The 24,228-nt window shown below is 41.3% G+C and carries 18 protein-coding genes, 2 tRNA genes and 1 pseudogene; 11 read left to right on the plus strand and 10 right to left on the minus strand.

Annotated elements, in window-relative coordinates:
- A complete protein-coding gene (locus tag DSM08_RS13630) occupies window positions 1–849 on the plus strand; it encodes a hypothetical protein (RefSeq protein ID WP_149526683.1) in 849 nt (282 codons plus the stop codon).
- Between the two features lie 5 nt (window positions 850–854).
- Window positions 855–1,853 (plus strand): type I glyceraldehyde-3-phosphate dehydrogenase, encoded by a 999-nt coding sequence (gap, locus tag DSM08_RS13635; RefSeq protein WP_149526684.1) that lies wholly within the window; start codon window positions 855–857, stop codon window positions 1,851–1,853.
- A gap of 334 nt (window positions 1,854–2,187) precedes the next feature.
- On the opposite strand, the gene mnmA is transcribed toward gap, so the two are convergent.
- Entirely contained in the window at window positions 2,188–3,285 is a 1,098-nt protein-coding gene (gene mnmA, locus DSM08_RS13640; RefSeq protein WP_149526685.1) for a tRNA 2-thiouridine(34) synthase MnmA, read from the minus strand.
- Window positions 3,286–3,470: 185 nt separating this feature from the next.
- Between mnmA and DSM08_RS13645 the strand changes: the two genes are divergently transcribed.
- The 4 genes and pseudogenes from DSM08_RS13645 to DSM08_RS13660 form a co-directional block, all read left to right on the plus strand.
- Window positions 3,471–3,546: transfer RNA gene (locus DSM08_RS13645), tRNA-Phe, on the plus strand.
- A gap of 40 nt (window positions 3,547–3,586) precedes the next feature.
- Window positions 3,587–3,659: transfer RNA gene (locus DSM08_RS13650), tRNA-Phe, on the plus strand.
- Between the two features lie 62 nt (window positions 3,660–3,721).
- A complete protein-coding gene (locus DSM08_RS13655) occupies window positions 3,722–5,134 on the plus strand; it encodes an arylsulfatase (RefSeq protein WP_149526686.1) in 1,413 nt (470 codons plus the stop codon).
- Window positions 5,135–5,417: 283 nt separating this feature from the next.
- A pseudogene (locus tag DSM08_RS13660) lies at window positions 5,418–6,959 on the plus strand (IS1182 family transposase); the annotation flags it as partial.
- Window positions 6,960–7,353: 394 nt separating this feature from the next.
- Here DSM08_RS13660 and DSM08_RS13665 read toward each other — a convergent pair.
- From DSM08_RS13665 to DSM08_RS13675, 3 genes are read right to left on the minus strand one after another with little or no spacing between them, the layout of a single operon-like run.
- Window positions 7,354–8,325, minus strand: a complete 972-nt coding sequence (locus tag DSM08_RS13665; protein ID WP_149526687.1) for an MBL fold metallo-hydrolase — start codon at window positions 8,323–8,325, stop codon at window positions 7,354–7,356.
- Window positions 8,326–8,329: 4 nt separating this feature from the next.
- The gene (gene coaE / locus DSM08_RS13670) at window positions 8,330–8,920 is read right to left on the minus strand and encodes a dephospho-CoA kinase (protein ID WP_149526688.1); all 591 of its coding nucleotides are present in this window, start codon (window positions 8,918–8,920) and stop codon (window positions 8,330–8,332) included.
- A gap of 1 nt (window position 8,921) precedes the next feature.
- Entirely contained in the window at window positions 8,922–9,737 is an 816-nt protein-coding gene (locus tag DSM08_RS13675; RefSeq protein WP_246172264.1) for a YbbR-like domain-containing protein, read from the minus strand.
- A gap of 302 nt (window positions 9,738–10,039) precedes the next feature.
- Between DSM08_RS13675 and purL the strand changes: the two genes are divergently transcribed.
- Window positions 10,040–13,714 carry a phosphoribosylformylglycinamidine synthase gene (gene purL, locus DSM08_RS13680; RefSeq protein WP_149526690.1) on the plus strand — a complete coding sequence of 1,225 codons (3,675 nt, stop codon included), beginning with the start codon at window positions 10,040–10,042 and terminating at the stop codon, window positions 13,712–13,714.
- Between the two features lie 83 nt (window positions 13,715–13,797).
- Here the strand turns inward: purL and DSM08_RS13685 are convergent, their stop codons facing one another.
- On the minus strand, window positions 13,798–14,604 hold the full coding sequence (locus DSM08_RS13685; RefSeq protein WP_149526691.1) for a hypothetical protein: 807 nt from the start codon (window positions 14,602–14,604) through the stop codon (window positions 13,798–13,800).
- A 177-nt stretch (window positions 14,605–14,781) separates the two neighbouring features.
- Here DSM08_RS13685 and DSM08_RS13690 point away from each other — a divergent pair, with 177 nt between their 5' ends.
- Window positions 14,782–15,651, plus strand: coding sequence for an aminoglycoside 6-adenylyltransferase (locus DSM08_RS13690; RefSeq protein WP_394344168.1), 870 nt, complete (start codon window positions 14,782–14,784; stop codon window positions 15,649–15,651).
- A gap of 116 nt (window positions 15,652–15,767) precedes the next feature.
- On the plus strand, window positions 15,768–15,929 hold the full coding sequence (locus DSM08_RS19475; protein ID WP_394344169.1) for a PLDc N-terminal domain-containing protein: 162 nt from the start codon (window positions 15,768–15,770) through the stop codon (window positions 15,927–15,929).
- A gap of 638 nt (window positions 15,930–16,567) precedes the next feature.
- Here the strand turns inward: DSM08_RS19475 and DSM08_RS13700 are convergent.
- On the minus strand, window positions 16,568–18,169 hold the full coding sequence (locus DSM08_RS13700) for a Na+/H+ antiporter (RefSeq protein ID WP_149526694.1): 1,602 nt from the start codon (window positions 18,167–18,169) through the stop codon (window positions 16,568–16,570).
- Window positions 18,170–18,202: 33 nt separating this feature from the next.
- Between DSM08_RS13700 and rlmF the strand changes: the two genes are divergently transcribed.
- On the plus strand, window positions 18,203–19,090 hold the full coding sequence (gene rlmF, locus DSM08_RS13705) for a 23S rRNA (adenine(1618)-N(6))-methyltransferase RlmF (RefSeq protein ID WP_149526695.1): 888 nt from the start codon (window positions 18,203–18,205) through the stop codon (window positions 19,088–19,090).
- 57 nt (window positions 19,091–19,147) lie between these two features.
- Here the strand turns inward: rlmF and yajC are convergent, their stop codons facing one another.
- Genes yajC through DSM08_RS13725 form a run of 4 tightly spaced genes read right to left on the minus strand, consistent with a single transcriptional unit; the run spans window position 19,148 to window position 22,002 of the window.
- Entirely contained in the window at window positions 19,148–19,462 is a 315-nt protein-coding gene (gene yajC, locus DSM08_RS13710; protein WP_149526696.1) for a preprotein translocase subunit YajC, read from the minus strand.
- Window positions 19,463–19,492: 30 nt separating this feature from the next.
- A complete protein-coding gene (locus DSM08_RS13715) occupies window positions 19,493–19,930 on the minus strand; it encodes a DUF1573 domain-containing protein (RefSeq protein ID WP_246172266.1) in 438 nt (145 codons plus the stop codon).
- A gap of 5 nt (window positions 19,931–19,935) precedes the next feature.
- On the minus strand, window positions 19,936–20,886 hold the full coding sequence (gene nusB / locus DSM08_RS13720; protein WP_187773870.1) for a transcription antitermination factor NusB: 951 nt from the start codon (window positions 20,884–20,886) through the stop codon (window positions 19,936–19,938).
- Between the two features lie 45 nt (window positions 20,887–20,931).
- Entirely contained in the window at window positions 20,932–22,002 is a 1,071-nt protein-coding gene (locus DSM08_RS13725) for a Glu/Leu/Phe/Val family dehydrogenase (protein WP_149526698.1), read from the minus strand.
- Between the two features lie 302 nt (window positions 22,003–22,304).
- Between DSM08_RS13725 and DSM08_RS13730 the strand changes: the two genes are divergently transcribed.
- Window positions 22,305–24,077 (plus strand): ABC transporter ATP-binding protein, encoded by a 1,773-nt coding sequence (locus tag DSM08_RS13730; RefSeq protein WP_149526699.1) that lies wholly within the window; start codon window positions 22,305–22,307, stop codon window positions 24,075–24,077.
- Window positions 24,078–24,228 lie beyond the last annotated feature (151 nt).

A 24,228-nucleotide genomic window follows, 5' to 3' on the forward strand; every position in this document is an offset into this window, starting at 1 on the left:
ATGATAGCAGTAGTATATAGCGGCTCTAGATATGCCGATTGGCGATTAGCAGAAAAAGGAAGAATATTGCACGGTTTCCGAACAACCGGTATAAACCCCTATATACAAGACGAACGCTTTATCCAGCAGCTACTCAATAAAAATACCCAACTGATCAACAATGCCGAGCGAATCCGTAAGATCTATTTCTTTGGCGCCGGTGCTTCTTCGCGCGAGCGACAACTGAAGATCGAAAAGGCATTTATGCAATTCTTCAAGAATGCGAAGGTAAAAGCGAGCCATGACGTATTGGCCTCTGCTATTTCAACTTTCGGGAACGAAAAAGGCATCATCGGTATCATTGGTAGTGGATCTAACGCTGCATATTATAGTGGAAGAAAAATTATCGACAACAATTATGGCCTTGGATACATTCTAGCAGATGAGGGGTCTACAAATTGGCAGGCACGCTGTGTGTTGAAAGATTTCCTAACAGAGGCTATGCCACAAGGGTTCCGAGAAAAATTGCTTAGAAAACATAATATAGACAGAAAAACAATATTAGATAAAGTGTACAACACGCCCAATCCAAATATCTTCCTGACCTCCCTGGCGGACTTCTTCCTAGACAACAAGGAGGACCCTTACATGGAGGGCATCATCAAGCGAGGATTGGACATATATGTAAAAACCTACTTGGTTCCTTTATCAGAATCTTATCCAGATGCAACCTTAAATTTTACAGGATCAGTAGCGAATAATTATTCAGAATGGCTGAGGGAGATCGCAGATGATTATCATCTGAACGTGGGAACAATCATTCGTGAGCCTGTACAGAACCTAATAAAATATTATTTAAATAAAAATTAGTTAAAATGAAAATTGGAATTAACGGATTTGGCCGTATCGGTCGTTTAGCTTTCAGAGCTGCTGTAAAACGCAGCGATATTGAAGTAGTGGGCATCAATGATTTAGTAGAGCCTGACTACTTAGCATACATGTTAAAATACGATTCTACTCATGGAAAGTTCGACGGTACAGTTGAGGTAAAAGACGGTCATTTAGTTGTGAACGGAAAAACTATCCGCGTTACAGCTGAAAAAGACCCTGCAAACTTGAAATGGGATGAAGTTGGTGCTGAAGTTGTTATCGAATCAACAGGTTTCTTCTTAACAAAAGAACTAGCACAGAAACATATTGATGCTGGTGCTAAGAAAGTAATCATGTCAGCTCCTGCAAAAGATGATACTCCTACATTCGTAATGGGTGTGAACCATAAAGATTTAAAAGCAGAATACAACATCGTTTCTAACGCTTCTTGTACTACAAACTGTCTTGCGCCTTTAGCAAAAGTATTGAATGATAAATTCGGTATCGTAGAAGGATTAATGACTACAGTGCATGCTGTTACAGCTACGCAAAAAACAGTTGACGGACCTTCAGCGAAAGACTGGAGAGGTGGACGCGGTGCTTACCAAAACATCATCCCTTCATCAACGGGCGCAGCAAAAGCAGTAGGTTTAGTATTACCTGAATTAAAAGGTAAATTAACTGGTATGTCATTACGCGTACCTACAGCTGATGTATCTGTTGTTGACTTAACAGTACGCTTAGAGAAAGGTGCTTCTTACGAAGAAATCAAGAAAGCGATGAAAGAAGCTTCGGAAGGTGAATTAAAAGGTATCTTAGGATATACAGAAGATGATGTAGTTTCTACAGACTTCTTAGGCGATGAGCGTACGTCTATCTTCGACGCAAAAGCTGGTATCTCTTTGAATGACAACTTCGTGAAAGTAGTATCTTGGTATGACAACGAATGGGGTTACTCAAACAAAATCATCGACTTAGCACAAGAAGTTGCAAAGTTAAGCTAAGCTTTATACAAAGCTATTAAAATACAGAAGCTGTCCCAAAAGGACAGCTTTCTTTGTTATGTGGATTCTACAATTAAGGAGAATCCATTTTTTGTCAACTCTCCTTCTGCTTAAAGCCCTTTCAAACCCAATGTAAACCCAAATCTAACCCCAATCATAACCGCTTCGAAAGGGTTGTGATTGGGGTTAGATTTGGGTTAGATTTGGGATTAAAATGATATTGAGCAATAGCAGGTCTGTTGCATTCCTAAGGCTACTCAGCGATAAGACCAAAGAAAAGCGGTGCTACCTTGTAGGATAGCACCGCCTTTCTTTACTACTATTATTTATTATCTTAATTCTCTTTCATAAGGAAACCACCGCCCAATAAATCATCGCCTTCATAGAAAACAGCGGATTGGCCCGGCGCGATACCCTTTACGTTGTGCGTAAAATCGACCTGCATAATGTTTCCGTGTTGGGTCAAGGTAGAAATTGCACCAGCATCTTTATAACGGATCTTGGTTACAGCTTCCATCGGTTCATCGATTGAGGCATATTTCACTAGGTTGATATCACGTACAAACGCTTGCGAACGCTCTAATTCATGTTCTTCGCCCAGCATAACGGAGTTGCTTTCTGGCAAGATCTGTATAACGAACATTGGTTTGCCCAATGCGATACCTAGACCTCTGCGTTGTCCGATCGTGAAATATGGATAACCGATATGTTGACCTACTACCGTACCGTCCGATAGAATAAAGTTTCCAGGACCAATCTCCTGATCTAAGTTTGGTTTTTTATGTCTTAAGAACGAACGGTAATCGTTGTCCGGAACAAAGCAGATTTCATAGCTTTCAGATTTGTTTGCAATCTCATGCTGCCCCATTTCCAAAGCCATCTGACGAATCTCGGCCTTCGTAAAACTTCCTAACGGAAATTGCGTGCGCGCAAGGTTCTCCTGCGACACACCCCACAATACATACGACTGATCCTTATTTTCGTCTCTACCTTTAGAGATTACATAACGACCATTGTCGTGCAAACGGATATTCGCGTAATGTCCTGTTGCTATAAATTCGCAATCCAGCTTATTGGCACGCTTTATTAATGCTTCCCATTTGATATGGGTATTACATAACACACAAGGATTTGGCGTTCTTCCTGCGATATATTCATCCACGAAGTTATCAATAACATAATCACCGAACTCGTCGCGGATATCTAGAATATAATGAGGAAAGCCGTAGTTTACGGCTAAGGTTCTGGCGTCGTTAATACTATCTAAGCTACAGCAACCAGTTTCCTTTGAAGAGCCTCCTGAACTAGCATAATCCCATGTTTTCATCGTTATACCGATGACCTCATATCCTTGTTCATGAAGCATGACCGCCGCTACCGAGCTATCCACCCCGCCACTCATGGCTACCAAAACTCTTCCTTTTTTACTCATATTAATTTATTGAAGTGCAAAGATACCGTAAAATGGGGAATACCAATGTTTATTTGATGTAATTTTATCTCAATCAAAATCAACCATTTGCTAAAAAGGTTTAAAAATATTAGAACAAAAGTTTTAGAATTCGAAAAAAGACGGTACATTTGCAACGCAAGTTCGGTAACGGAAGTGCAATAAAAGGTGCCATAGCTCAGTTGGTAGAGCAAAGGACTGAAAATCCTTGTGTCGCTGGTTCGAATCCAGCTGGCACCACCAAAATCTGACAAGTAACAGATTCCAAACAAAAACTTGAAAAGGTGCCATAGCTCAGTTGGTAGAGCAAAGGACTGAAAATCCTTGTGTCGCTGGTTCGAATCCAGCTGGCACCACAGAAATCCCCAATCTCACCCGATTGGGGATTTTTTTATGCCTTTTTGCCTATCTTGGTCTTATGAAACGTCTCCTAACCCTCCTTTTTCTTGTTACCTTTCAACTTCATGCGCAAACTCAGAAGCCCAATATCGTTTTCATCCTCGCCGATGACTTAGGAATTGGTGACTTGGGGAGTTATGACCAACAAAAGATCAGCACCCCGAATCTCGATAAACTAGCCGCTTCGGGCATGCGCTTTACCAAATTCTATGCCGGCACATCGGTATGCGCACCATCTAGGTCATCCCTACTGACCGGTCAGCACACCGGGCACACGCATATTAGAGGGAATAAGGAAATAGAACCTGAAGGTCAAGAGCCGCTAGCGGATAGCATACGCACTTTTGCTATGATATTGCAAGAGCAGGGTTATACAACCGGGGCATTCGGCAAATGGGGCTTGGGAATGGTCGGCACAAGTGGCGACCCGAACCGCAAGGGTTTTGATGTATTTTTCGGCTACAACTGTCAGCGCCAATCTCATCGCTACTATCCAACACATTTATGGCATAATAATCAACGCGTAGACCTAAAAGGCAACGACCTATCTACAAAAGCTGTCTATGCTCCTGCACTGATTCAAGAACAAACCTTAGCCTTTATAGACCATAACAAAGAACGCCCCTTTTTCTTGTTCGTTCCTACGGTCCTCCCCCATGCAGAATTAGCGGGTCCGGAAGACGAGTTTTATAAAAAATATGAAGATGCTTTTGAAGAAAAAGCACATCAAGGCAATGATTATGGTCCTAAAGCAACCGTTGCAGGCTATGCCTCTGTAGAGAAGCCTAGAGCGACATTCGCAGCGATGGTCAGCCGGATGGATCACTATGTGGGCGAGATAATCGACAGATTAGAACAGCAAGGGCTGTTGGAGAATACCATCATTATTTTCAGCAGCGACAATGGCGCGCATCGAGAGGGTGGCACAGATCCAGACTTCTTTAATAGCACTGCCGGTTTCAGAGGTTATAAGCGAGACCTTTATGAGGGCGGTATCCGCACTCCCCTATTGGTCAGCTGGAAAGGTCGCATCCCTGCGGGGACAACGAGCTCACACGTAGGAGCATTCTGGGATATTTTTCCAACCATTCAAGAGTTAACCAATCACACCGAAGTAGAGCGAACCGACGGCATCTCTATGCTTCCGACCTGGTTAAAGCAGGGGAAGCAGAAAAAACATCAACAATTATATTGGGAATTTCACGAGGACGGCGGTCGTCAGGCTGTGCGCTATAAAAACTATAAATTGATCAGATTTAAAGTAAAAGACCCTGCGAACAGCTATTACGAATTATACGATTTAGAGAAAGACCCACAGGAGAAGCGCCCGCTACAAAATCCCAAATTGGCACAAAAAATATTGAAACTGATGGAAGAGCAGCATACAGCGAGCGAAATATTCCCTTTATTGCCGAAAAATACCCAATTATAGGTATTTCAGCAGGCTTTAAAAGTGGGTAATTTAGATGCAAATCAACTGTTTATAGATTCTTGTCCTTCCAACCAAAAGCGCGCAAGATCGAATAGTTAAATTTGGAGAACAGCCTAGCGTAAGGCTTGTTTCAATGTTCACCCGCTCGGGTATTAGTTTTATAGGAATGAGGCTGTCTAAAAAGGTCTCTTAAAGAAAGAACCCCGTCATTAAAAAATGGCGGGGTTTTTCTGTTTTTTTGTCCTTAAGATTTTGTATCTTAAGGTGCACCCAAAAAAACAATATGGCAAACATACAATTCAAAGCGCTTCCATCCAATAGTCCGAGTCTATTTCCTGAGAATATTTTAGATCGTATTCCAATGAATCATCCGGTTCGTTTGGTGAGTCAGGTTGTTGATCAGTTGGATCTTGAACCTATTATCCGTCAGTATAAAGGCGGAGGCACCACTAGTTTTCACCCTAGAATGCTCATTAAGGTGCTGTTCTACGCCTATTTAAGCAATATCTATTCTTGCCGAAAAATCGAGCAGGCCCTTCACGAGAACATCCATTTCATGTGGCTTTCAGGGAACAGTACACCTGATTATCGTACGATCAATTATTTCAGAGGAAAGCGTCTTAAAGGACAGATACAAGAGCTGTTTGCCAGTATCGTTCGTATGCTACATGATATGGAGTATGTTAGCTTGAAAGTTCAATATGTAGATGGTACCAAGATCGAGTCTGTCGCTGGTCGTTATACGTTCGTTTGGAAGAAATCGGTCGAGAAGAATAAGGTAAAGTTAGAAGCAAACATTGCTTCGGTTCTTTCGGAAATCGAGGCTCAGATCGCCCAAGACCAATCTTCATTAGGTAATCAAGAAGTTAGCAAGGCCATCGATAGCAGTCAGTTGAAGGAAAAGATCGAAGCGATCAATGCCAAGTTCAAAGGAGCCAATAAATCTACTGATAAGCAACTTAAGAAACTTGAAGAGGACTATTTACCTCGACTAGAGAAATATGAAGAGCAACTGGAAGTACTGGGAGATCGCAATAGTTATAGCAAGACCGATACCGATGCTGTGTTTATGCGGATGAAAGAGGACCACATGAAGAATGGCCAGCTTAAGCCAGCCTATAATGCCCAAATCAGCACCGAAGATCAGTTCATCACCCATTACAGCATCCATCAAACAACTGCCGACACCACAACCCTGCCGGAACATTTGGAAGGCTTTGAGTGCCATTACGGAAAACAAAGCGAACAGCTTGTAGCAGACGCGGGTTATGGTAGCGAGCAGAACTATGAATTGATGGAAAAACAGGGCATAACTGCCTTTGTCAAGTACAATTACTTTCATGTGGAACAGAAGCGCAAGCATAAACAGGATCCTTTCTCGGTACAGAATCTGTATTACAACCAGCAAGATGACTATTATGTATGTCCCGCAGGACAGAAGCTCAGCTTTATCGGTCATGCAACCAGAGTTAGTGCCAACGGATACACAGCCCAGGTCAGCTGTTATCAGGCTCAGCGATGCGAAGGCTGCCCGATGCGCAGTGGGTGTCATAAAGCTAAAGGCGATCGGCTCATTGAAGTGAACCATAGACTCAATCAGCTCAAGGATAAAGCCCGGGAAAGGCTGGTATCGGAAGAGGGAATGTACCATCGAAGCAAGCGCCCCATAGAAGTGGAATCCGTTTTCGGTCAGATGAAAAGCAACAACAGGTTTACCCGGTTCACAATGAAAGGACTGGAGAAAGTCGCTGTGGAGTTCGGATTGATGGCCATTGCCCATAACCTCAGAAAATGGGCGAAAAAGTGGGCAAACGATGTCTTCTTTGGGAATGGTTATAGCGATAAAACACTATATACAATAAAAATTCGAGTCAGGAGCGTTAAAACCATAAAATATCGACTTACTGCTTAAAACTCAAAAATGAAAACAGTAATGAAATCGCAAAAGCTATAAAACAGAAGAAGGTGCCTTTTTAGACACCTTCATTTTTTTTCCGCGTGTCTTTTTCTTGGCCATCAAGAACTTTCATTTTTATGGTTTAACTCAATGGAACATGAAAGTTTTTTTTCCTACAAATATCCTAAAAGGTAATAGATAATGATAAAGACAATGATGGTTCCGAAACATCCCAAGCCCATCTTTTTGGCTCCCCATCCTGCAATTAATGCTCTAAAGAATTTGTTCATATAGCTCTCCTATTATTGTTAGTATTTATTAACTAACAATAATCAGGTCTATATGTTTGCTCGAAAATGTCGCGGATTATTAAATTTTCTGATAAATGTGCATGCAGCTGCCGGCCATCACCATGTAAAGTCCAGATAGCCTTAGGTTTAACAGCTTTCACAAAGGTCAAAATATCTTCCCAATCGACATGATCAGAGAGATATAAGCTGATATCGTTGCTGGCTTGTAATCTAGCCCAGCCCGATGCAAATACCCGTACGACGTTTTTAGCGCGTCTATAGCTGTTAAATGTAAGCGGAGGTACCAGATAAACTTTATTTTTCTCATCGCCTTTCATCGACTTCCTGTTATAGAGTGCATACTTCATCGGAAAGTTTGCATAGCTATCATAAATACGATGGAGGGGCAACATACTATGGTGCACGAGAATTTCTCGATCAGGAAGATAAAGATTCATCAAAGCGGTAATACGCTGTGCCTTTCCCAGCGAGTAACATCCCAACATAATGTTGCTTGGAACATCCAATTTTAATATCTCGACTTTTGGATCCGGATGTTTTACATTAGGATCCGCAAAGGTCGTCTCGGTTATTAATACATCTGCTTCGATGATTTTGATGGGCTCACAAGTTGGATCCTCCTGCAGTTTATAATCGCCGGTGTACAGGTATTTTACCCCTTTGTATACCATCAGAATTTGTGCGGAACCCAATATATGTCCGGCGGGGATGAATACAATCTCCACCCCATTGATATTGAACCCCTCTTCGAAGTCAAAAACTTGATAAGATTGTAAGGGCTGTTTTGGATACCGAACCTGCATAAAAGCCGAGGTGGCTTTGGTGCAATATATTTCTCGATGTCCGGGACTCGCATGATCGCCATGCGCATGCGATACAACTGCCCTTTGTACGGGGTAGAGTGGATCTACATAAAAGTCGCCATAGGCGCAGTAGTAACCTTTATCTCTTTTTACTAGAAAATCTTCAATTATTTCAGCCATACAGCTATTTAGTCGATAAGAATTGTTGATGAAGCGCCATCACTTGTTCGATTAGGCTGTGCTGATCATCATTGTATATAATAAAGTCGGCTAAAGCCTCTTTTTCCTCTTCGGGCATTTGTTTGCTCATTCGATGTCGCACCTCTTCTTCGCTAACCTGGTCGCGCTCCATCACGCGTTGTATGCGAACATCCTCAGGCGAGCTCACAAGGATACAGTAATCTAAACTTTTGTAAGAGCCGCTCTCGAATAATAATGCAGCTTCTTTCAAACTGTAAGGCCCTTGCTGGGCTTCAGCCCAATCCTCTGCGGCCTTAATAACCGCTGGATGTACGATTCCACTCAGCTTTTTGAGTTCAGTTTCGTCCTTGAAAACGCGAGCTGACAACCAAGCACGGTTTAAAGAACCGTTCTCGAAGTAAACCTTCTCACCGAAGGTCTCAACCAGCGCCTTTCTAACATCATCACTCTTGACCATGATGTCCTTCGCTTCCTTGTCGGCATCATAGGTCGCAATACCCAAAACTTTAAAAAGCTTGGTTACTATGCTTTTTCCCACACCGATGCCACCTGTAATTCCAATCTTTAATCCCATACTACTTACGAACAAAGAAATCTACATTTTGAGGTTCAATACTCAACACCTGACAGAACTCGGGCACCTTGGTTAGTATGACCGGCAGGCTCTCTACATTATGATCCTTCCAAGCTTCCAAATCAACCACGGCTTCAAAATCTCGGGAAGTCCATTTGTTATAGTCCTTGACTGCAACGAGGATCGTCGCTTTCACCTTGCCCGGCAGGATACGAACAGAGGTATATTGCTTTCCATTCTCCACCTTTATTGGCAACTCGATTACCTTTTCAGTAATTTCCCCAACGGGAATTACAATCTCCGAGAATGTTGGATAAATCGTAATGTTTGTCCGCTGCTGCTTATTGAGATATGCAACTGTACGAACATCTGTATTGACATCCTTCCCTTTTATGGTATCCGTTTCTAAGTATTCAATGCTGGCAACATCCTCTAATGGTCCAGTGATGGTCACATATTCAGGGCTGGCTTTGGTTGCGCCAATAATACCATACTGTTTTTGGAATGTTAGATTATGCACCGCCTTAACAGGAACCTTACGCTGCGTTTGCTTAGAGAAATCGAAGTAGAGGGTATCCGGAGATACAGCAACAACCTGTTCCTCCTGGCGAAACTGCCTATTGATAAAGCCAATTTGACTTCCAAATACGATAAAGTTTCTTGTTTTCAAACCGCTTAGATCCACTTGGATTTTTGCGGTATCGGGTCGAATGCGCTCCATCAGGACTTTCCAACCTGACATCTTCAACTTAACCGTAACGGTATCTGATTGCAGAGGGTGAAAGGCTTTACTTTCCGGTAGATTTACGTAGGACATGCTCGCCTTCTTAGAGAAGGTATAGTCGCTAGAAATCGCAAATAGTGTCCACGCTAGAAATGAAATAAGTACGCATCGTAAAAAAATAGATAATTTACGTCTTTGCACTTTACTGATTCGCCTCATCGCCATTTTACAAATGTACTATTTTGAAACTAAAAATCACATCGTTGGGCTATCGTCCGATTAGCGTAAAAAAAGCGATTGGATAGGCAAAAAGTTCCTTATCCTCCGCCTTATATTGATAAAATAATATGTAACTTTGTGCTTTAATTGAAGGACGTTCAAAATTCACTTTCATAATGATTCATTTCTTCGTGAACCAATCGAACACAGTATATGCTGTTCAAACCCAGAAAGACCTTTCTACCGAGGATATCGCTAAACTAAACTGGCTTTTTGGAAATGCTAACAAACTCGACGATCAAACTTTAAATGACTACTATGTAGGGCCTCGCGCCGCAATGGTAACTCCATGGAGTACTAACGCCGTAGAGATTACTCAAAACATGGGCATTGAAGGGATTATTCGTATCGAAGAGTTTCAAGCAGTTGATGCGGAATTCCATGAGTTCGATCCGATGATCTCTCAGAAGTATAGCGCGTTGACACAAGATATGTTTACCATTAATATCACGCCGGAACCTATCTTGGATATCGCCGATATTGATGCTTACAACAAATCTGAAGGCTTAGCATTAAGCCCTGAAGAAGTAGATTACCTTAACCGCCTTTCAGACAAGATTGGGCGCAAGTTGACAGATTCGGAAGTTTTTGCTTTCTCACAGGCAAACTCTGAGCATTGCCGCCATAAAATCTTCAACGGAACATTCGTTATCGATGGCGAAGAGCAACCTACTTCCCTATTCAAATTGATCAAAAAGACATCAGAGACAAATCCTAACGATATTGTCTCTGCATATAAAGACAACGTGGCTTTTGTAAAGGGGCCACGAGTTACACAGTTTGCACCCAAATCGGGCGATAAACCTGACTACTACGAGGAGAAAGAATTTGACTCGGTTATTTCTGTAAAAGCAGAAACGCACAACTTCCCTACGACGGTTGAGCCGTTTTCAGGTGCCGCTACAGGTTCTGGTGGTGAAATCCGCGACCGCCTTGCTGGTGGTCAAGGTGCATTGCCTTTAGCAGGTACAGCAATCTACATGACGGCTTACTCTCGCTTATTGGCAGATCGTCCATGGGAAAAGGGTATGGAAGAGCGCAAGTGGCTTTACCAAACGCCAATGGATATTTTGATCAAAGCATCTAACGGGGCTTCGGATTTCGGAAATAAATTCGGACAGCCATTGATTACTGGTTCGGTATTGACTTTCGAGCATGAGGAAGATGGCCGCAAATTGGGATACGACAAGGTCATCATGCAGGCTGGCGGTATTGGCTATGGTAAATTGGATCAAGCTAAAAAACATCAGCCAGAGGCTGGCGACAAGATCGTTATCTTAGGTGGTGAAAATTACCGTATTGGTATGGGCGGTGCAGCGGTGTCTTCAGCGGATACTGGTGCATTCGGTTCAGGTATCGAGTTGAATGCTATCCAACGTTCAAACCCAGAAATGCAGAAGCGTGCTGCGAATGCTATTCGTGCATTTGTAGAGTCCGATCATAACCCTATTGTGTCGATCCATGATCATGGTGCTGGTGGACACTTAAACTGTTTATCAGAACTAGTGGAAGATACAGGTGGTTTAATCGACCTTGATAAACTTCCGGTAGGTGACCCAACCTTATCAGCAAAAGAAATTATTGGTAATGAGTCCCAAGAACGTATGGGATTGGTTATCGCTCAAGAAGATATACAGAAGCTAAAAGATGTTGCTGATCGCGAACGCGCTCCTATGTATGCCGTAGGTGATGTGACAAACGATCATCGCTTTACTTTCGAATCAGCGACTTCCGGTGCTAAACCGATGGACTACGCTTTAGAGGATTTCTTCGGATCATCTCCAAAGACCATCATGAACGATAAGAAAGTCGAGCGCAAGTACGCTGACCTATCTTATCAGGCGGATCAAATCCCTGCATACTTAAATCAAGTTCTTCAATTGGAGGCTGTCGCGTCTAAAGATTGGTTAACAAATAAAGTAGACCGTTGTGTGGGTGGACGTGTTGCAAAGCAACAATGTACGGGTCCATTGCAATTACCATTGAACAATGTGGGCGTGATGGCGCTGGATTACAAGTCGACAGAAGGTATCGCTACGACCGTAGGACATTCGCCGCTAACGGCTTTAGTCGATCCTGTAGCTGGTTCTAGAAACGCGATTGCTGAAGCATTGTCGAACATTGTTTTCGCGCCGATCAAAAACGGATTAAGCGGTATTTCTTTATCGGCCAACTGGATGTGGGCATGTAATAATGAGGGCGAAGATGCTCGTTTGTACCAAGCCGTTAAAGGTTGTTCTGACTTTGCGATCGCTTTAGGAATCAACATCCCAACAGGTAAAGACTCCTTGTCGATGAAACAGAAGTATCCGAACGGAGAAAACGTTATTGCACCGGGAACAGTGATTATTTCGGCCGCAGGAAACTGTACAAACATTAATAAAGTAGTAGAACCTACGTTGAACAAAAGAGCTGGTTCGATTTATTATATCAACCTTTCTAAAGATAGCTTCAAATTAGGAGGTTCTTCTTTTGCGCAGATCAACAATAAGATCGGTTCGGAAGTACCTACTGTAAAAGATGCGAACTACTTCAAAACCGCATTCAATACGATTCAGGATCTAATTCAAGAAGATCAAATTGCTGCAGGTCATGATATTGGCTCAGGCGGTTTAGTTACGACATTATTAGAGATGTGTTTTGCTGACGTTAATCTTGCTGCAAACTACGATTTGAGTGGATTGAACGAACAAGACAGCGTAAAAGCCTTGTTTAACGAAAATATAGCGGTTGTTCTTCAAGCGAAAGACGATGCTGTATTCGAGAAAACAATGGCTGAGGCGCAGATCGACGCGGTGAAGATTGGACAGGCAATTGAAGGTACTTCGGTAAGCTTCAAAAACAATGCGGACAACTTCACATTTGATGTTGCAGAAACCCGCGATACATGGTTCAAAACATCGTTCCTTTTGGATCAGAAGCAGTCGAAGAACGGAACGGCGCAAGCGCGTTTCGACAACTACAAGAACCAACCATTGCAATTTAACTTCCCATCGCATTTTGATGGAAAGAAACCTGCAATCGATGGAAATAAGGCACGCCCGAAAGCGGCTATTATTCGCGAGAAAGGTTCTAACTCGGAGCGCGAAATGGCTAACGCTATGTATCTTGCTGGCTTTGACGTGAAAGACGTGCATATGACCGACTTAATCAGCGGACGCGAAACCTTAGAAGACATCCAATTTATAGGAGCTGTTGGAGGTTTCTCCAACTCTGACGTATTAGGTTCGGCAAAAGGTTGGGCTGGGGCATTCTTGTACAATGAGAAAGCAAAAACAGCCTTGGATAAATTCTTTGCTCGTCCAGACACACTATCGGTGGGTATCTGTAATGGATGTCAATTGTTCATGGAGTTGGAATTGATCAACCCTGAGCATAAGGTTCATGGCAAGATGCGTCATAACAATTCGCAGAAACACGAGTCTAACTTTGTTTCGGTGAAAGTACAGGAGAACAATTCGATTATGTTGTCAACATTAGCAGGCAGCACTTTAGGTGTATGGATTTCACATGGTGAAGGAAAATTCAATCTTCCAGAATCTGAGGATCAGTACAACATCGTTGCGAAGTATGCTTATGATCAATATCCGCATAATCCTAATGGATCTGACTTCAACACCGCGATGATGTGTGATAAGACAGGTCGCCACTTAGTGACTATGCCACATATCGAACGCTCCACTTTCCAATGGAACTGGGCTAACTATCCAGAAGGACGTCAAGACGAAGTGACTCCTTGGTTAGAAGCATTTGTTAATGCGCGCCAATGGATCGAAAATCAAAACAAATAAGTTGGAAATAACGCAATATGAAACAAGGGGCTTTCTAAAAAGAAAGCCCCTTGTTATTTATCATGTGATTAATCGAAGATTCGTTAGATAGACAGTGTTTTTGCGACTGTTAAAGCATTCATATCAATATTGATTACTTTCACTTTTCCACCTTCCATTACGAAGAATACATTCTCGTTGAAGTTTTGCGCGTTATTTCCCGAACCATATATGCCTCTTTCATCAATCGTGATGTTCATGTTTGCTACACCACTCGCATTGGTTTTGGTAATCAATTTCTGAAGCACCTCACCTTTCGTTAGGGCATAGTGCGTTTCGATATTCTTGATCAGCGCATCGGATAAGCGATTTCCTGCGCCATACCAGTAGATTTCACGATTAGCCACTGGCGTCGATCCTTTTTTCACGGTCAATGCTAACTTCGCAACATCCCTTGTATAAGTTCCGGCAGCGGGCTCGCTAATGACCATGGCAACATGTGAAACCGGTTCGCCTTCTTTCACTGTAAACTTAAGCAAGCTCGGCGACTGTGTCTTCGAGGTGCTGGTGATGCAATAGTAACCATCGCTAAGCAATTTCTTACGCAAAGTAATTGCGTAAAGGGTCTTTCCGACGTACTCACTGACATTAAATGTAACAGAATCAGTTCCGGTCTTGAAGGCACCAACTGGCAAAGATTTCAATGGAGTAAACTTGTCGTAAGTTGTAAAAGGCTGTTCGCTCAGATATACACGTGCACCTGCCGAACGATAAGGTGCTACTGCGACTGTGTAAGTTACGTTTTTGTGGCTTGCATTCGCTAAATCTTCTCCTACGTCGTCCTTAGAACAACTCACAGAAAAAAGCATAACAATCCCAGTTAAAAGCAAAATAAGAGGATTTCTTTTCATAGGTATTTCTTGTAATTAAATTCCTATAACTCACGCAAATTAAATGCAGTATATGGTAATTTCGGTTTAAATAAATTCGGTGTTCAAACAAGTTGTTTAGAATACTCTCCTGCATAAAGTTATATCATTCGAGAGTTGGATTTTTTCGTTAAATTGTAGTTTATGGATAACAACAAAATGTCTAGTCGAGATACAAAACTAAAAGAAGTTGAAACATGGATTACCAGCAATCCGGACATACGAGCAGCCTTGTTGACCAGCTCCCTAGTAAATCCCTTGGCGCCTGTCGATGTTTATAGTGACTTAGATATCGAGTTGGTCTTCGACGATCCAACAATTTACAAGCATAGTAAAGAAAGGATCTACCAGTTTGGTGAGCCTTTAAATATATATGAAGAGGATGAAAGTTATTTTGACGGCATACATGCCATGAAAATGGTGCAATATACAGATGGTGATAAAATCGATTTTAAGTTATATGGCAAACAACAATTCATCGCCGAGACGCAGAAGAATCAGCTTCCCGAGGACTGGGATATCGGCTATCGGGTGCTGATCGATAAAGATAATCTCACACAAAATCTTCTACCACCCTCCTATCAGGTTTCAATTATCAAGAAGCCAAGCGAAGCGCAGTTCAATAAGGTCTATCGGGATTTCTGGTGGGATGTTAGTTACTTACCAAAGTGCCTAAACCGAGGCGATCTGTTCTACTATAAGTTTATGTTTGAGCACATCATTCGTTTGGACTATTTAGAACCCATGATTGAATGGTATATCGGCGCCAATAACGATTGGGGAGTCAGCAGCAATAAGCGTGGTCGATTGTTCGAAAAATACCTATCGAAAGAAGAATGGTCGCTCGTAAAAGCTACATTTGCCGGTGCCGATATGAACGAAAACTGGCAAGCTTCCTTCGCCCTGTTGAAGGTTTTTCAGCGGTTTGCTGAAGGTGTGTCAAGTGCCCTTGAAATTGATCTAGATGATGGTTTATCCGATAGAACCCTACAATTCTTTGAAAGACAACACCAAAAATTTAAAAGATAAAATAAATATGTATCTTTAATCACAAATTAGGACTTACCATTGTGGACGCTGTATTAAATCAATTTTCATCTCCTTTGTTCTTATGGCAATGCTTTGTTATCTGCGCGTTGGCTATGATGATCATAGCTTTGATACAGGTCGCTAGAAATAAGCATCTAAATCTTTTCAACTCGATTCTTATCGCGTTGATCATTGTACTGGTGCCATTTTTCGGAAGTCTGTTTTATTTTTTATTCAACAAGCGAATCAAAAACCGCCACGCGCAGCTGCAAGCCTAGCCTTTGGGTAGTAGTTAGTATTTAGTAGTTAGTATTTAGACCCTAAATCGGAAGTTAGATCTTAGATATAAGACATTAGATATCAGACCCGATCCTGACAATCTTTTCATCTTTCCTTTCCTGGTTCGGACAAGATATTAGATAGGAGACATTAGATATCAGACGCGATCCTGACAATCTTTTCATCTTTCCTTTCCTGGTTCAGACAAAATTCCCATCCTGATAATTCTTTCATCCTTCCTTTCCCGGTTCAGACAAAACTCCCGATCCTGATAATCCTTTCATCATTCCTTTCCTGGTTCAGACAAAATTCCCTTTCCTGATAATCCTTTCATCCTTCCTTTCCTGGTTCAGACAAAACTCCCGATCCTGATAATCCTTCGAACATTTCGCTCGCGTAAGCATAAAAAAAACAGCTACCCTCTTTCGAGGATAGCTATTCTCATTACCATTTTAAAAACGTCGTTTATATTAATATACAGTGTGGAAACTATATCTCATGAATGATAGGAATCTATAAGTATAATAAACTCCCTAAAAACGATTATTATTAATTATTTGTTAAGTTACAATCTTTATTTGATTCCTACACTATGAGTTACTAAAGGTTTCCAGTTACCTTGGGGATACCTATTTATTTACTTTCGGTTTAATCTCGATTCCTCGAGATCAAGATTATGTTCCAATTCTCTAAGGAGCGCATCGTCGTATTTCTTCTCGGTATGCATGGCATATAATGTTTTCCGGCGTTGATTGATGACGTCTTGTGTCACTCTTTTATAGAGGTCTTTTTCATTGGCGATTCGGATTTTAGACTCTTCGTCGATACTGGAAGCCGAAGTATCTAATCGTCGCTTCATTTGCGTGTAAATCGCTTTTACAGTAAAGCTCTCCCGCAGTTCATTGGCATATTTTTCTTCGACAAGCTTCATACCCTCGCGTGCCAAACGATAGCGGATCGCTTCAATCTGAACCTCTTCCGGAATCTCCTCGGAATTACCTTCCAATTTTATTCCTTTAATAAGCCACGGCAATGAAAGCCCTTGTACGACGAGGGTGATCAGAATGACAACGAAGGTGATGAATAATATAAGGTTACGATGCGGGAATGCTGTTCCATCGCTCAAAGTAAGGGGGATTGCCAGCGCTGAGGCCAGCGACACAACACCCCGCATACCTGCCCAACCAATGACTAGGGGAAGTTTCCATCCCGGCGAGGCTTCGTTCTTCCGAACGCTTTTGAAAATCATTCTTGGGATAAAAGCCGCTCCATAGATAAATACGATCCGTAAGACGATAATAATCGCTGTAATACATAAGGCCATCTGAATTGCCCACTCCATCGAGACGTCTTCAATCCCCGCAATAATTATGGGAAGCTCAAGACCAATGAGGATAAACACGAAGCCGTTCAACAGAAATCCTACTGTATCCCATACTTCGCGCGTTTGAATGCGCGTATGATAATCCATATAATCCTTCGCGCGAAATGATAAAAACAGACCACCCGCTACGACAGCTAGCACACCCGACCATTCGAAATGCTCCGCAACGATATACATAATATATGGGGCGATCAATGTGATGGGGGTTGTGATACTCGACGATTTAGCAACATAACGGAGGAAAAAATAAAGGATATGCCCAATCACCAAGCCGACAAATATCCCCATAATGGCAAGCGTAAAGAAATTGACGATGGCCTCTTGCGGTTCGAAACTTCCTGTAATGATCACCGCTAAAGCTAGTCGGAATACGGTAAGAGAGGCTGCATCATTGACTAAGCTTTCGCCCTCCAACAATGTGATACCACGTTTCGGCATATTTACGCCTTTGAGAACAGAGGTTGCAGCGACAGCATCCGGTGGGGAAATAATCCCACCCAAGAGAAATCCTAAGGCTAGCGTAAAGCCCGGAATAATCTGTACAGAAAGATAAGCGACGGCTAGCGATGTAACAAACACCAAACCGAAGCCCATGATCATAATAGACCTTTTATACTTCCAGAAGCTGTTCCATGAGGTATACCAGGCGGCTTCAAAGAGCAAAGGCGGCAGGAAAATAAGAAATACAATATCAGGATTGATGCTAACTTCGGGCATTCCGGGAATCAACGATATCGCTAATCCACCGATAACCAACAGGATAGGATATGAAATACTAAAGCGCTGACTAATCACGAATAACATGGCCATGAAGAAAAATAGCACCATGACCAACAAAATATTAGATTCAATCATTTATTAATAGGTATCTTTGTGTGCATAAAATTAATGGAAAATATCTCAAAAAATTTACATCCCAGAAATAAGTTCAATAAGGCTTACATTATTGAACAACTGGCTAAGAATACGCCCGATTTGCGCAAGTATATCATTCAGGTGGACCATGACCATTTGTCGATAGACTTCACGCACCCAGAGGCCGTATTCCACCTGAACAAGGCTTTATTAAAAACAACTTATGGTATCAAAGGTTGGCGCGTTTTGCCAAAAAGTTTGGTACCAACGGTTCCTGGTCGTTTAAATTATATACATTATCTAGCGGATTTGCTTGGTGGAAAAACAGGTAGAGGCGTCCATATTTTAGATATAGGCACCGGCTCTAGCATCATCTACCCTATTTTAGGCGTTAAAGAATATGGCTGGCTTTTTACGGGATCTGAAACGCATGTCCCTTCACTCATGAATGGCAATGCGATTCTTAAGGATAATCCGGAATTGGCAAAGTCCATCCGTTTAAGACAGCAGAATAATCCGAAAAATATACTGAAGGACATCATCCTCCCGAAGGAATATTATGATGCGATCATGTGTAATCCTCCATTTTTTAAGTCGCAAGAGGATCATGAAGCACAAGTGTCGAGAAAAAATAAAAACCTTCGTATATCACAAGACGCGAACTCCAACTACCAAGGGCTCTCCACTGAGTTGTGGACAGATGGTGGTGAAAAGAAGTTCATTACCCAGCTAATCTACGATAGCTTCACGTTTAAAAATCAGATAGGATATTGTACAACCTTGGTATCCAACAAGGAGAATATTAAACCACTGCGGGCTATTCTAGAATACCATAAAGTGGCGGACATTCAAGTGATCAATATGTCGCAAGGCAATAAGATCAATAGGATCCTCGCTTGGAAACTAAGTGACAAGAAATAAGAAAAGGGCTATCTGACATGCAGATAGCCCTTTTCTTTATACGCTATTTTGCGCTGCTTACGCAGTTTTCGCATTTGCAGCCTTAGAAGCATCTAATGCAACGGCAGTTTTATCAAAACGGATCTTAACACCATTACCTACATCTACTAAGAACGTAGTATCACCTACTTCAACGATTCTTCCGTGAATACCCGCTGTAGTTACCACTTTAGAGTTTACAGTTAATTCTTCGATATATTTTTTATGGTCTTTTTGCTTTTTCATTTGTGGTCTAATCATAAAGAAATAGAATACCACTACCATTAATAAAATTGGAAGGAATTGCATTAATCCACCTCCACTTGCTGCTTGTAATAAAATAGTTGAAATCATCTTGTTTTATTATAATTTATTTGTTTGCTGTTAGTTCACTACAACTTCGCCTTTAAGCTGTACCGTTGTTACTGGCTTTTCTGCATTAGAAGCGATAGTGATAATTTTCTGTTGTTGTCCTACTTGGCCGTTGCTATCAAACTTCACGGAAATTTCTCCAGATTCCCCTGGTTTTACTGGGGTAGAAGTATAAGTTGGAGTTGTACAACCGCAGCTAGCGGATACTTGAGCCAATACTACCGGGAAATCCCCCGTATTCTTAAATTTGAAAACATGCTCTACAACTTCGCCTTCTTTGATGGTTCCGAAGTTGAAAGCTTCTTCTTCAAACTCCATTCTTCCTGCCCCCTCTTGTGCCTTAGCAACTGCTGTAGAATCTTGACTTCCGTTCGTATTTTCTTTGTTGTTATTATTGCAAGCTGTAAACATTAAAGCACTTGCAAACAATACTAGGCTTAGTTTTTTCATAGTAATTATGCGATTAGACCTCTACCCTCCTTCTTAATACGACGTTGAGTAGTAAGGTCGGATAAAATCTTGTCTAAGATACCATTGATAAAGGTACTACTTTTTAGAGTACTAAATGCCTTAGAAAGTTCAATATACTCGTTAATTGTTACTTTTACAGGGATCGTTGGGAAGTGGATTAACTCGGTTATAGCCATGCGCATCAATAAGTTATCGATCAATGCGATACGATCGGCTTCCCAATTCTTGGTCTTCTCAGAGATAAGTTCCTGATACTCTTTTGCATATTTAATCGTCAGCTTCAATAGGTCTAGGATAAAATCTTTATCCTCAATCCAACTTGGCGTTAAGTCTGCTAGCTGATTTTTTGCGGGAACTTCGCTACTAAAGTTTTTGAATGTTTTGGCGATCATGGCTTGTAAAACCTCGCGGTCTACCGGCCAGTTGATAAAACGAGCTTCGAAAGCCTGTTCTACGTCTGTTGATTTTAGAATTAATTTCTTGAAGATATATTTGATGATATCTTTCTCCGTTGAGATAGAGCGATCCTCTTGTTCTAAGTATTCTAAGTAAGCCTCAGACTCTTTAAGCTGAGCGAAGATAGAACGGACAATTTCTGGGTCATAGCTCCAATCAACTTTATAACGCTTTACCTTCTCTAAGTACTCACGATTTTGACGTAAAGACTCAATGAACGTATTGCTATTTAATTTCGTTGAAGAAAACGTCTGATCTTTCACCGAAGGGATCCATTTATTGGCAATACCTTCCACATCTATCAATACATACTCTGCCACTTCATCCAATAGATTCAGTGTCCATATGTACATCTCATCAACTTCCTCTACATTTTTCAGTAGACTTTTCTCAAAATCAGGAAGGTTTTTATCTTCCGATAAACTGTAGGCATACAATACTTGCATGACCTTAACCCGAAGGTGTCTTCTATTTAGCATAATTTTATAAAGAACGAATGTTTAATAAAGAACGATATTATACTATTATCTTAATTTCTTCATGTCGGAAATACGCTTTTCCGCAAGCTCTTTTGCTGCTTGATGTGTAGAAATATTTTCTTCGTTAGCCTTTTGGATCACGTGTCTTGTCGCTGTGTAGATATGGCGGATCAAGTAATCTGTACGATCAGCACCATAGCCTTCCAACTCCGAGAAGCAGCTAATTAAAGCTCCTGAGTTGATCAAAAAGTCTGGCGTATAAAGAATATTGTTATCTTTTAATAATAGAGTTGTTACCTCTTCGTCTAACAACTGATTGTTTGCTGAACCGGCGATGATCTTACAACGCATACGCGGAACTGTATCTGGGTTAACTGTTCCACCCAAAGCACATGGCGCATACACGTCAGCATCTAGTTCAAAACTTGTGGAATAAGTAATAGGCTCTGCTTTATATTTCGCAGCGATCTTCATCTTACGCTCTTCAGTCATATCCGAAACATATACACGCGCATTCTCTGCACGTAATAAGGATACCAAATGCTCGCCTACGCTTCCTACACCTTGTACAGCAATTTTTCTACCTGCAAGGTTATCATCTCCGTAAAGCTCTTTGATAGCCGCTTTAATTCCGTAGTAAACACCTTTTGCAGCAAATACTGTAGTGTCACCTGCCCCATTCAATGAAGTTGGCAAACCAGCTACGTAGTTTGTTTCTGCATGGATATGTTCTAGATCTTTTTGCGTAGTACCTACATCGATAGAAGCAATAAAATTACCATTCAAACCATTGATGAAACGTCCAAAGCGACGCATCAATACTTCTGATTTCTCTGTTCTATTATTACCGATAATGATTGCACTACCACCACCTAAATTTAAACCTGCAAGTGAGGATTTATAGGTAATCGCTTTTGAAAGACGCAATGCATCCTCAATAGCTTCAGCCTCTGTTGCGTATGGTAACATACGGACACCGCCGATCGCTGGCCCTAATGTGGTGTCATGAATTGCTACGATTGCTTTTAATCCGACCTCTTTGTCGTTACAGAAAAATAGGTTTTGATGGTCAGATATACGCATCAAGTCGAAAAGTGAGGAATTATCCCTTTGCATAATTGAACATAATTTTACAGCTACAAAAGTAGCAATATTTTTGCATGGAATCGTATCTACACGCAAATAATTAGGTTACCGACGTTAGATTTGAAATTTTATATAGCTTGTATTCCAATTTACTTCAAATTCTAAAATGTTTACCGCTTTGTATTATCAACCTGCTAAACAATTACAGCAATTAAAATAAATTTGCTACTGCTCCTATTTTGAAGAGATAGAACCTATATTGACATCTATTTAACACTAAGGTTTGCCTTCATCCTACTAATATTAAAATTATCCCTTACTTTTGTTCTTGCATGAAACAACTCGCCTACCTCAATAAGTTTTTCTATAAATATCGCTGGCAAATTATCCCTGGTGTCATCTTCGTCATCATATCCAACTACTTTGGTATTTTACCAGCGCAGGTTATACGAGAAGCTTTCGACTTGGTAAAAGAGAATATCGACCTTTATCGCTTGTACGATGGCTTCGAACGTCAAGGTTTGATCTATCAAATATTCGGAAATAGTCTGCTGTTCTTTGGTATTGTAGTTCTCGTGCTAGCCTTATTGAGAGGGATATTCCTTTTCATGATGCGCCAAACCTTGATTCTAACGTCACGTCATATAGAATACGACTTAAAGAACGAAATATATCAACATTACCAGGAGCTTGACTTTGCTTTCTATCGTCGAAACAATACTGGCGATCTGATGAACCGTGCGACCGAAGATGTTAACCAGGTGAGAAATTACTTAGGTCCGGCAATTATGTATGCGATCAATACAGTGGTATTGTCGATCATGATTATCTATGCCATGTATAATGTTAATGCGAAGTTAGCGACCTACTCCCTACTTCCCATCCCTATTATCTCGGTATTGATACTTTTTGTAAATAAGGTTATCAATAGACGGAGCGAACGAATACAGCGTCAATTATCACATCTTTCCTCTTTTGTTCAAGAAACATTTTCCGGAATTCGCGTAATCAAAACTTATACGCGCGAAAAGGACAAGATGAATTCTTTTAAAGTAGAAAGCGATCGCTACAAAGACATTAACCTGAATCTCGTTAAGGTGCAGGCTATCTTCTTTCCATTGATTATCTTTTTGGTAGGATTTAGTACCATTATAACGGTTTACATTGGCGGTTTGGAGGTGAACGATGGAAATATCACCGCCGGGAACATTGCAGAGTTCATTATCTATGTGAATCAACTGACCTTTCCTGCCATGTCTTTAGCGTGGGTTACATCACTTATTCAGCGCGCAGCCGCTTCGCAGAAGCGTATCAACGAGTTCCTAAAAACGCGTTCTGAAATTGAAGAAGGAAGCAGCGATGCAATAATAGCGGGCGATATTCGTGTGGACAATATATCTTTTACTTATCCTGATACCGGCATTAAAGCGGTAGATGATATCAGTTTTCACATCCCTGTTGGCAAGACCATGGCGATTATTGGTAAGACAGGATCAGGAAAATCCACGATTGCAAATCTACTATTACGGATGTACGACGTCGATTCCGGAGCAGTTCTTTATGATGGAAAGGATATTAAAACCTATAAAACTCATGCCGTACGCGAGCAGATCGGTTTTGTACCGCAGCAGGTATTTCTATTTTCCGATACCATTGCTCGCAACATTGCCTTCGGATTGGATGAGGTTGACATGCCACGCATTGAGCAAGCTGCTAAAGATGCTGCAGTTTATGATAATATCAAGGGCTTTGAAGAAGGTTTTGAAACACATATCGGTGAACGCGGGATTACCCTCTCGGGAGGTCAGAAACAACGTGTCTCTATAGCTCGAGCCTTAGTAAAAGACCCAAATATCCTCATCTTTGACGACTGCCTATCTGCGGTTGATACTAAAACCGAAGAAGAGATTCTTCATAATCTCGGTCGTATTATGAAAGGAAAAACGTCCATCATCATCGCACACCGAATTTCGACTATCAAAAATGCAGACCAGATTTTAGTAATCGATCAGGGCCGAATCATCGAACGCGGCACCCATCAAGAATTACTCGCCTTGGGAGGAGAATATAGTTCTCTTTACGAGAAACAATTACTAGAATCATAACTTAATTTAAGGAAAAATTATTTCTCTCTGAATTTCATAATATTTCAAAAGATTTCATTTATTTTGTGTTAGCGCATATTAGCCACGCAAAATTATGAGATGCTTTTTATTAACCTGTTGCTTAATTATTTTAAGCCACCTGGGCCATGCC

The organism is Sphingobacterium hotanense, from assembly GCF_008274825.1.
GTDB classification, from domain to species: Bacteria; Bacteroidota; Bacteroidia; order Sphingobacteriales; family Sphingobacteriaceae; genus Sphingobacterium; species Sphingobacterium hotanense.